Source organism: Peribacillus sp. FSL P2-0133 (assembly GCF_037975445.1).
GTDB classification, from domain to species: Bacteria; Bacillota; Bacilli; order Bacillales; family DSM-1321; genus Peribacillus; species Peribacillus simplex_E.
This window is the reverse complement of sequence record NZ_CP150254.1, coordinates 1-10,000: the sequence shown is the minus strand read 5'-3', so window position 1 is coordinate 10,000 and position 10,000 is coordinate 1. Positions and strand designations below refer to the sequence as shown.

General features: G+C 40.3%; 9 protein-coding genes (1 of these 9 cut by a window edge). All 9 read right to left on the bottom strand.

What is annotated here, in order from left to right; translation table 11 throughout:
- Positions 1-369, bottom strand: partial view of an HD domain-containing phosphohydrolase gene (locus MKY17_RS00045; RefSeq protein ID WP_179891005.1) — the 5' portion only. It extends 201 nt beyond the left edge of the window; the window shows 369 of its 570 coding nt (coding positions 1-369); its start codon is at positions 367-369; its stop codon lies off the left edge, out of view.
- Positions 332-511 carry a hypothetical protein gene (locus MKY17_RS00040; protein ID WP_098370332.1) on the bottom strand — a complete coding sequence of 60 codons (180 nt, stop codon included), beginning with the start codon at positions 509-511 and terminating at the stop codon, positions 332-334. The genes MKY17_RS00045 and MKY17_RS00040 overlap by 38 nt, the downstream gene beginning before the upstream one ends.
- Positions 512-824: 313 nt before the next feature.
- A complete protein-coding gene (gyrA, locus tag MKY17_RS00035; RefSeq protein WP_098370331.1) occupies positions 825-3,374 on the bottom strand; it encodes a DNA gyrase subunit A in 2,550 nt (849 codons plus the stop codon).
- Positions 3,375-3,470: 96 nt separating this feature from the next.
- Positions 3,471-5,396: a DNA topoisomerase (ATP-hydrolyzing) subunit B gene (gyrB, locus tag MKY17_RS00030; RefSeq protein WP_098370355.1), complete on the bottom strand. Its 1,926-nt coding sequence runs from the start codon at positions 5,394-5,396 to the stop codon at positions 3,471-3,473.
- A gap of 75 nt (positions 5,397-5,471) precedes the next feature.
- Complete coding sequence (locus tag MKY17_RS00025; RefSeq protein ID WP_098370330.1) at positions 5,472-5,735, bottom strand: extracellular matrix/biofilm biosynthesis regulator RemA family protein; 264 nt, start codon at positions 5,733-5,735, stop codon at positions 5,472-5,474.
- A gap of 12 nt (positions 5,736-5,747) precedes the next feature.
- On the bottom strand, positions 5,748-6,866 hold the full coding sequence (gene recF / locus MKY17_RS00020) for a DNA replication/repair protein RecF (RefSeq protein WP_048687943.1): 1,119 nt from the start codon (positions 6,864-6,866) through the stop codon (positions 5,748-5,750).
- Between the two features lie 21 nt (positions 6,867-6,887).
- Positions 6,888-7,100, bottom strand: coding sequence for a S4 domain-containing protein YaaA (gene yaaA, locus MKY17_RS00015; RefSeq protein ID WP_034316192.1), 213 nt, complete (start codon positions 7,098-7,100; stop codon positions 6,888-6,890).
- A 220-nt stretch (positions 7,101-7,320) separates the two neighbouring features.
- On the bottom strand, positions 7,321-8,457 hold the full coding sequence (gene dnaN, locus MKY17_RS00010; RefSeq protein WP_098370329.1) for a DNA polymerase III subunit beta: 1,137 nt from the start codon (positions 8,455-8,457) through the stop codon (positions 7,321-7,323).
- 193 nt (positions 8,458-8,650) lie between these two features.
- Positions 8,651-10,000: a chromosomal replication initiator protein DnaA gene (gene dnaA, locus MKY17_RS00005; protein ID WP_057914144.1), complete on the bottom strand. Its 1,350-nt coding sequence runs from the start codon at positions 9,998-10,000 to the stop codon at positions 8,651-8,653.

Below are 10,000 nucleotides of genomic sequence, written 5' to 3'. Positions count from 1 at the left end.
ATCTGCTGTCAGGCTTGCCGTTTTACTTAATAACCTTGGTGGCAGCCTTGCCATCCCGCAATCTGCCAGACATCCGCCAATTGCAGCTTGATAGACATCAGCCCTATTGCATTTCATTTTATATGCAATATATCCCCCTATTAATCCAATGGAAATAGCATGATGATATACATAGTCTTCTTTATTGCAATAGTGGTGCAGCTTCAAAATGTTTCCTGGTTCCTCTAAATCCTTGTCCATAAGGGAAATCATGATAAAACGAATCATGGCCACCTCGGCTTTACTGCCCGCTTGCCAATTTTTAAATAATCGTTTATATGTTTGTAACGACTTAAGATAAAAATCCGTAATATCCAATGACTCTTCCATTCTCATCCCATTCTGGATCCATTACTTCTTTCGGCAGAAATCTCTTTCCATCAATCAAAGTTTTTTCAACGCTTACCTCTGTTATTAAAAAGGCTTGCAAAGCTTCAATTAATTGCCGGGTCATTATTGTTTTTTCATACATTATGGGTCTGTTCGAAAGACCTCTAATCTCTTTTGACAGGATGCGCCTTCGATTAAATAGCGAGTTTTCACAAGCAAAACGTTTCACCTCGGTAATATTGGTGAGTATCATTCCACTTGAAAAAATGGTAGAAACTAGCTTTTTTTATGATTAAACACCAAAATAAATTCAATTTATTGGCATTTTCATTTTTAATCCCCTAAACATGATAAGTTTTTACTCAAATTCGAACACTCTTGAAATCAGTTTGAAATTCATCTTAAGCACAAAAAAAGACCCAGCTCAATTGCCTGGGTCTTTTTTTGTGGAAAGATTATTCTTCCGTATCTTTTTCAGTTTCTTCATTTTCTTCAATTACAGCAGGTTCAGAATCAGAATCTGGAGTCGTGACCGTTTCTATATCCATGTCTTTTTCTTCTTCTTCTTCTTCTCTTCCTACGATGGCTACCGTCGAAACATATTCATTATCAGCGGATTCGAGTCGGATGAGCTTAACACCCTGTGTATTACGGCCCGTTTTAGAAATGCCTTCGACTTCCATTCGGATTAATACACCAGCTGCTGTAATCAGCATCAAATCTTCATCTACACCCGTAACTGTTTTCACGGCTATAAGTTCACCATTTTTCTCAGTGACATTACATGTTTTTATTCCTTTGCCTCCACGGCTTTGAATACGGTATTCTTCCGCAGAGGTCCGTTTACCATAGCCATTTTTCGTAACAATCAGCACTTCTTCATCATCTTCAAGAATTTCCATACCGACTACTTCATCATCCGCCCGTAAGGAAATCCCTTTCACACCCGCTGCAGTACGTCCCATTGTCCGTACATCCGTCTCAGGGAAACGAATCATCATCCCGGACTTCGTTCCAATTATGATCTGTTTCTCTCCATTCGTAAGACGGACAGAAATCAATTCATCATCTTCACGTAAACCTAGGGCAATTAAACCATTATTACGGATATTTGCAAAAGAAGACAAAGGTGTACGCTTTGAAACCCCATGTCTGGTCGTGAAGAATAAATACCAATCGTCAGCAAATTCCTTCACAGGTATGATTGCGTTGACCCACTCGCCTTTATCGACTTCCAACAAGTTGATAAGCGGCAATCCTTTTGCCGTTCTACCATATTCAGGTATTTCATATCCTTTGGAACGATAGACTTTACCTTTGTTGGTGAAGAATAATAGAGTGTCATGAGTCGATGTGGTTAACAAGTGACCGACAAAGTCATCTGTATTCGTTCCCATACCCTGTATTCCGCGCCCCCCGCGTTTTTGACTGCGGTATGTGGTTGCAGGCAAGCGTTTAATATAACCGTTATGCGTAAGTGTCACGATTATATTTTCCTCTGGGATTAAATCTTCATCTTCCAAGCTTTCAAAGCCGGCTAATGTGATTTCAGTTCTCCGTTTATCATCAAAACGCTCTTTAATTTCAAGAAGCTCTTCACGAATAATTTCAAGAACCTTTTCCTCATCAGCAAGAATGGCTTTATACTCTGCAATTATGGCCATTAATGCCTGGTATTCATCTTCAATTTTTTCACGTTCCAGACCAGTCAAGCGTTGTAAACGCATATCCAGGATAGCTTGCGCTTGTTTTTCAGAAAGTGAAAATTGTGTCATTAACCCTTCACGGGCAATTTCAGTAGTTTGGGAACTACGGATTAACGAAATGACCGCATCCAAATTATCAAGTGCAATGCGCAAACCTTCTAAAATATGGGCACGCGCTTCCGCTTTCCGTAATTCAAATTCAGTCCTGCGCCGTATGACTACCTGCTGATGCTCCAAGTAGTAGTGCAGGCATTGTTTTAAATTCAATACTTTAGGCTGTCCGTCCACCAAAGCAAGCAGATTGATTCCGAAGGTGGTCTGCATCGCGGTATGCTTATACAGGTTGTTTAAAAGTACGTTTGCATTAACATCCTTTCGAAGCTCCATGACAATACGCATGCCGTTGCGATCCGACTCATCCCGTAAGTCGGTAATGCCTTCGATTTTCTTATCTCGAGCAAGTTCTGCAATTTTTTCAATCAATCTTGCTTTATTCACTTGATAAGGGATTTCCTTAACAAGGATTACCTGTTTACCATTGGGTTTCTCTTCAATCTCAACTTTCGCACGTTGAATGATTGACCCTTTTCCGGTTTCATAGGCCTTTCTGATTCCACTTCTCCCTAAAATCAAACCTGCTGTCGGAAAGTCCGGACCAGGGATATATTCCATCAACTCAGGAATTGTAATTTCAGGATTCTTGCTTAAAGCCAATACGCCGTCAATTACCTCGCCTAATTGATGGGGTGGAATATTGGTTGCCATTCCTACTGCTATACCAGATGAACCATTCACTAACAAGTTCGGGAAACGGGCTGGCATAACGGCTGGTTCTCTTTCTGAACCATCATAGTTATCTTGGAAATTAACCGTATCTTTATTTAAATCGCGAAGCAATTCCATCGAAATCTTTGACATTCTTGCTTCTGTGTACCTCATTGCGGCTGCTTGGTCTCCATCGACTGAACCGAAATTTCCATGACCATCGACAAGCATATAGCGATAGTTAAAAGGCTGCGCCATCCGTACCATCGTTTCATATACGGCTGAATCACCATGCGGGTGATATTTACCGATTACTTCCCCGACAATACGGGCAGATTTTTTAAATGGTTTATCCGAAGTCATTCCAAGATCATTCATTGCATAAAGAATTCTTCGGTGTACCGGTTTTAAACCGTCCCTTACATCAGGCAAAGCCCGAGACACGATAACACTCATCGCATAATCCAAAAACGATGTCCGCATCTCGGTACTTATATTTATTTCTTTTACACCTGATCTTTCATTTTCTGACATGGAGCCAACCTCCTATAAAAAGCTTATATCTCATTTAGTTTTAACTGTTCGTTCACTATGTAAAGAACAGGATGTAAAAAGCATCCTGTCAAAAAATCAGATATCGAGATTTTTTACATAAATTGCATTTTCTTCAATGAAGTTACGTCGTGGTTCTACCTTATCGCCCATCAACATCTCGAAAGTTTCATCTGCCTCGGCAGCATCTTTCAAACTGACTTGAAGCAGCGTTCTCGTTTCAGGATTCATCGTCGTTTCCCACAATTGCTCTGGATTCATTTCCCCCAGCCCTTTATAACGCTGCAGGTTAGGCTTTGGAGTACTTGGCAAACTTGCTATGATTTCGTCAAGCTCGCGGTCATTATAAGCATAATCCACTTTTTTCCCTTGCTGGATTTTGAAAAGCGGCGGCTGAGCAATATATATATATCCGTACTCGATAATTTTTCGCATATACCGGTAGAAGAATGTCAACATCAGTGTTCTGATATGGGCACCATCCACATCCGCATCGGTCATGATGACAATTTTATGGTATCTAGCCTTTTCAATATTGAATTCATCACCAATGCCTGTTCCAAGTGCTGTAATGATCGTACCTATTTCTTCGTTATGAAGGATTCTATCCAATCTCGCTTTTTCTACATTCAGGATTTTACCCCTTAGCGGCAAAATGGCTTGGAAATGGCGGTCCCGTCCTTGCTTTGCCGAGCCTCCCGCCGAGTTTCCTTCAACGATGTACAATTCACTGATACCCGGGTCCTTGGAAGAACAATCCGCCAATTTCCCTGGAAGATTGGATACTTCCAAAGCACTTTTCCTTCGGGTCAATTCACGGGCTTTCTTCGCTGCCATACGGGCTCTCGCTGCCATTTGCCCTTTATCTACAATTTTCCGGGCCACGGCAGGATTTTCGTACAAGAAGGCATCAAGTCGTTCAGAAAGAATGGAATCAGTAACCGTTCTTACTTCAGAGTTTCCGAGTTTGGTTTTCGTCTGACCTTCAAATTGTGGATCAGGATGCTTAATCGAAATGATTGCCGTTAAACCTTCCCGGACATCTTCACCTGAGAAGTTGGAATCAGCTTCTTTTAAAAGACCATTTTTCCGTGCATAATCATTGATGACACGGGTTAAAGCAGTCTTGAATCCTGATTCATGTGTACCGCCTTCATAGGTATGAATATTATTGGCAAAAGAAAAGACATTACTGATATAGCTGTCGTTATATTGGAGAGCCAATTCAACAGAAATTCCATCTCTCTCGCCTTCCATGAAAATCGGTTCCTCATGCAATACCTCTTTTGAACGGTTCAAATGCTCAACATAAGATTTGATACCGCCCTCATAGTGGAAATCCCTGATTTTCTCTTCTTCCCCACGTTTATCTTCAATGATCAGTTTCAAGCCTTTATTCAGGAATGCAAGCTCACGGATTCGTGTAGCTAATGTATCGAAATCATATTCCAAGGTTTCTGTGAAGATTTCACCATCAGGAATGAAGTGTACAGTCGTTCCTGTATGATCGGTTTCCCCGATAATTTTCAAATCTTCTTTAGGGATACCGCGGTTAAATTGCTGATAATGGATTTTACCTTCACGATGAACATAAACTTCCAATACCGTGGATAAGGCATTAACTACTGAAGCCCCAACACCATGCAGACCACCGGAAACCTTGTAGCCCCCGCCGCCAAATTTACCGCCCGCATGAAGGACCGTCATGATCACTTCAACTGCTGGCCGTCCCATTTTTTCATGGATACCGACTGGAATTCCCCGACCATTATCGACTACGGTTATGCTATTGTCTTCTTCGATCGTCACTTTGATTTCCGTACAGAAACCAGCTAGCGCTTCATCAATACTATTATCGACAATTTCCCAAACAAGATGGTGAAGTCCTTTTGCAGAGGTAGAGCCGATATACATCCCCGGACGTTTACGAACTGCTTCTAAGCCTTCTAAAACCTGTATCTGATTCTCATCGTATGCCTGAGCTTGTACTTCTTTTTGTTCCATTGTCATTCGTATCACCTACACTTTTCTTTTGGCATTTATCAATTTTCAGGAGAATTTATAACGTTTAGCTACAATTCAAAGAATATCTATATCATCGATTAAGAGCGATGACTGCAGTGAACGCTTTTTCAAAGTGGACGACGCAAGCGGTGAATAATATACCTGTTTGTCCGTCACTACAATCGATTTAACCGAGTTTTTTGCTAAATGGTAAGTTACATCAGACTTTTTCTCCAAAAATTCACTCATGATTGGAGAGGCCTGAAGCAGCTTCTTATCTAAAATGGCTATGACATCATCCGTTTTCACAAGAATGTCTTCACCAATATGGAGATACATACATTCACCTCATCATTTAACCTTTTTTATACTTCCTTGACTCACATAAAAGGTGGACGCTTCTCTTAGGGTTTGATGATCGATTCCATCAACGGAGGGTGTCGTCACAAATGTCTGCACTTTCCCTTGTATCGTATTCAGTAAATGGGATTGACGGAAATCGTCAAGTTCCGATAACACATCATCCAATAATAAAATGGGATACTCGCCGATTTCTTCATGGATCAGCTCAATTTCGGCAAGCTTCAAAGACAGGGCAGTCGTACGCTGTTGTCCTTGTGAACCATATGTCTGGACATCGCGGTCATTCACAAAAAAAACCAGGTCGTCACGATGAGGACCTACCAATGTTACACCCCGTTCAATTTCCCTTGTTTTTATTTTATCAAATTTTTCTGTGTATACTTCTATCATTTTCGTCAAATCCATAGATTCTGATACATCAAGCGACGGTTTATATTGGATTTTCAATACTTCTAGATTTCTGGAGATCCCCGAATGAATCGGCTCTGCCCATTGCTGGAGCTTTAAAAGAAACTCGTATCTTCTTTCGACAATTTTCGCTGCATACTGAATAAATTGATCAGTCAGCACGTCAAGCATCGTCGTATCCGTTTGTTTCCGGGTCTGCAGAAGCTTTAAGTAATGATTTCTTTGTTGAAGTATTTTATGATATTGGCTCATATCATGAAGGTATACGGGAGAAACCTGGCCAATTTCCATATCTATAAAACGGCGTCTGACTAGAGGACTTCCCTTTACAAGGTTAAGATCCTCAGGCGCAAACATGACCACATTCATATTTCCGACATATTGACTCAACTTTCTTTGTTCAATATGGTTGCACTTCGCCTTTTTCCCTTTTTTTGAAATGGTCAGCTCAAGTGGTATTGAGGTATTTCTCTTTCTAACTCTTCCTTCTATTTTAGCATACTCTTCATCCCAGCGAATAAGTTCTTTATCATTTGAGGTCCGATGGGATTTTGCCATTGCTAAAACAAAAATGGATTCCATGACATTTGTTTTTCCTTGAGCATTTTCGCCGAGGATTACATTGACTTTATTCTCAAAAGTCAGATTCAATTCGGTATAGTTGCGGTAATTTTTCAAACTTATATTTTCAATATACATATTCCGCTCTTCCCTTATGTTTTAGCTTGTAATTGTGTAGGTGCCAAATCCAGGAATCTCTATTTTATCACCTGATCTTAATTTTCTGCCCCTTCTCACGTCTAATTCGCCATTAATGTAAACCTCATATTCACTTAAGAACCATTTCGCCATTCCGCCGCTTTGAATCAAATCGGCCAATTTCAGGAATTGTCCAAGCGTAATATATTCGGTATTGATTTTTATGGAGTCCATTTCATGCCTCACTCATTTCTAAGTAGTCTTTAATATTTCATTTTACTAAATTAATCCCATTAAGACAAAGTATAGCTTTTTCAGTTCTTGTTTTTAGCGATTCAGCGTTCCGGACAGCATTGAAAAAACGCTAAAAATCCTTTGGAAACCTATATTTAAATATAAAAAAATTAAAGACCTGCTATACAAGCCTTTAATTTTTTTGAAATATTATTTTAGCTTAATAAGTCCTTACCGGGAGAATTAATTGCAGCATGGAATCATCATGTAGCGGGCGAATGACAAACGGACGCATTGCACCTGTGAAATTAATTTTTATATCGGAACCTTCCAATGCTTTTAGAGCATCCATTACAAATTTGGCACTGAATGAGATTTTCAGGTCTTCACCTTCAATGGCTTCTGCCTGAACCTCTTCAATTACTTTACCAATTTCAGGAGTGTTGGAAGAGACTTCGATTATACGGCCTTCCAGGGTTGTCAATTTGACGACATTATTTCTTCCTTCTCTCGCCAATAAAGAAGCCCTGTCGATCGCTTGAAGAAAATCTTTAGTGTGAACAATCACATCCGTTTTGCTATCAGATGGAATCAAGCGTGATGTATCGGGATAATTTCCTTCAAGCAGTCTTGAGAAGAATAATAAATTTTCAGCTTTGAAAAGTACTTGGTTTTCGGTAATGACGATTTCAATGAGTTCGTTTGTATCATCAAGGATTTTACTTAACTCATTCAGGCTTTTACCTGGGATTACAACGCTATAGGTCCCGTTAATTTTATTTTCTATTTTGGCTGTTCTCATTGCAAGCCTATGACTATCTGTTGCAATACAGGTCAATTCGTCATCTTGTACCTTCAAGTTTACACCTGTTAAGATGGGGCGTGTTTCTGACGTGGACACCGCAAAGCCAGTTTGGCGGATAAGGGTCTTTAAAAGGTCAGTTGGAAGTTTGAAAATATTTTCTTCTTCAATGATCGGAAGATGTGGATATTCCTCAGGATCCAGTCCATTTAGATTAAATTCAGCTTTACCTGAGCGAATAATCGTTTGAAAGTTATTCTCCACTTCAATTTCTACAGTATCCATCGGCAGCTTTTTGACAATTTCACTGAAAAAACGGGCATTCAGGACAATACCTCCGCTAGTTTTAACTTCAACAATCTCATCTCCGTCAACCTCAGCCGGGATGAATGATTGGATGGAGATATCTGAATCACTTCCTGTTAGAGTGACACCCTCACTAGTAACGCTAATTTTTATCCCCGTTAGAATCGGAATCGTCGTCCTTGATGTGACTGCTTTCATTACTTCTTGGACACTATGAACTAATCGATCTCTTTGGATTATAAATCTCATGTTTCATCCTCCAATTTTTTTATTGCCGAATAGGCATATTTATTAATAATTTTTATTAAAAAAGATAGTAGTAATAGTAGTAGGGCCTGTTGATATGTGGATAAGTCCACTCAACCTAAGGAAAAACAGTCTATCCACATGTGGACAGACTGTGTGTAAGTAGTCATCAGTTATTCACATTATCCAGAATCTATTATACCCTCAACTGGTCCTGGATTTCTTTAACCTGACGTTGAAGCTGTGTGTCCGTTTGCATGAGTTTGGAGATTTTTTCATGCGCATGGATAACGGTCGTATGATCGCGACCTCCAAATTCATCACCTATCTTAGGCAGGGATGAGTCCGTTAACTCCCTGGAAAGATACATGGCAATCTGTCTTGGAAAGGCTACGGATTTTGTCCGTTTTTTCGCCTTGAAATCCTCAAGTTTGACACTATAATGTTCACCGACCGTCTTCTGGATTTCCAAGATGGTGATTATTTTAGGTTTGGAGCTAGGGATGATGTCTTTTAATGCTTCAGCTGCCAAGTCGGCATTTATATCTTTATTAATCAATGAAGAATAGGCGACGACACGAATAAGTGCACCCTCCAGCTCACGAATATTGGAATCGATTTGGTTGGCAATATAGAGCATGACTTCATTCGGGATATCAAGGCCCTCAGCTTTTGCCTTTTTACGCAATATGGCAATCCGCGTTTCTAGGTCAGGAGGTGTGATATCCGTGATCAAGCCCCACTCAAACCTTGAACGGAGGCGATCCTCGAGTGTAGGTATCTCTTTTGGCGGGCGGTCACTCGAGATGACAATCTGCTTGCTTTCTTCATGCAACGCATTGAATGTATGGAAAAACTCTTCTTGAGTTTGTTCTTTTCCCGCAAGAAATTGAATATCATCAATTAATAAAACATCCACGCTTCGGTATCTATCACGGAATTCCCCAGCTTTATTGTCCCGGATCGAGTTGATGAATTCATTCGTGAACTTTTCAGACGATAAATAAACGACCTTTGCATTCGGATTATGCTCAAGAACATAATGCCCGATTGCATGCATTAAATGAGTTTTTCCAAGACCTACGCCCCCGTATATGAATAAGGGATTATAGGCTTTGGCCGGAGCTTCTGCGACAGCGAGAGACGCGGCATGGGCAAAACGATTGCCGGAGCCGATGACAAATGTATCGAAGGTATTTTTCGCATTCAGCATATGCTGCGGAAATGCAGCATGCTCTTTGTCCTGTTTTTTTATCTTTTTAGGCTGAACAGGAACGGTAAAATCATCATCTTCTTGATTGGGGGGGATGATGAATTTTGCTTCCAATTCCTCACCGGTAAGTTCAAACAATACATCGGAAATAAGATGGGAATAGCGTTCTTCAAGCCAATCCCTGGCAAATTCATTGGGAGCGGTGACTGTTAAGGTATCACCTTGCAGTAAATAAGCCTTGGTTGATTTAAGCCAAGTTTCAAAGCTTGGTTTACTGATTTTTTTTTCGATTTTTCCGAGCGCCTGGTTCCAGAGGCTATCGATGTTATCCAA

Coding starts and splice junctions, on each gene's coding strand:
- MKY17_RS00040 (WP_098370332.1), bottom strand. CDS start 511: ATGTATGAAAAAACAATAATGACCCGGCAATTAATTGAAGCTTTGCAA.
- gyrA (WP_098370331.1), bottom strand. CDS start 3,374: ATGTCAGAAAATGAAAGATCAGGTGTAAAAGAAATAAATATAAGTACC.
- gyrB (WP_098370355.1), bottom strand. CDS start 5,396: ATGGAACAAAAAGAAGTACAAGCTCAGGCATACGATGAGAATCAGATA.
- MKY17_RS00025 (WP_098370330.1), bottom strand. CDS start 5,735: ATGTATCTCCATATTGGTGAAGACATTCTTGTGAAAACGGATGATGTC.
- recF (WP_048687943.1), bottom strand. CDS start 6,866: ATGTATATTGAAAATATAAGTTTGAAAAATTACCGCAACTATACCGAA.
- yaaA (WP_034316192.1), bottom strand. CDS start 7,100: ATGGACTCCATAAAAATCAATACCGAATATATTACGCTTGGACAATTC.
- dnaN (WP_098370329.1), bottom strand. CDS start 8,457: ATGAGATTTATAATCCAAAGAGATCGATTAGTTCATAGTGTCCAAGAA.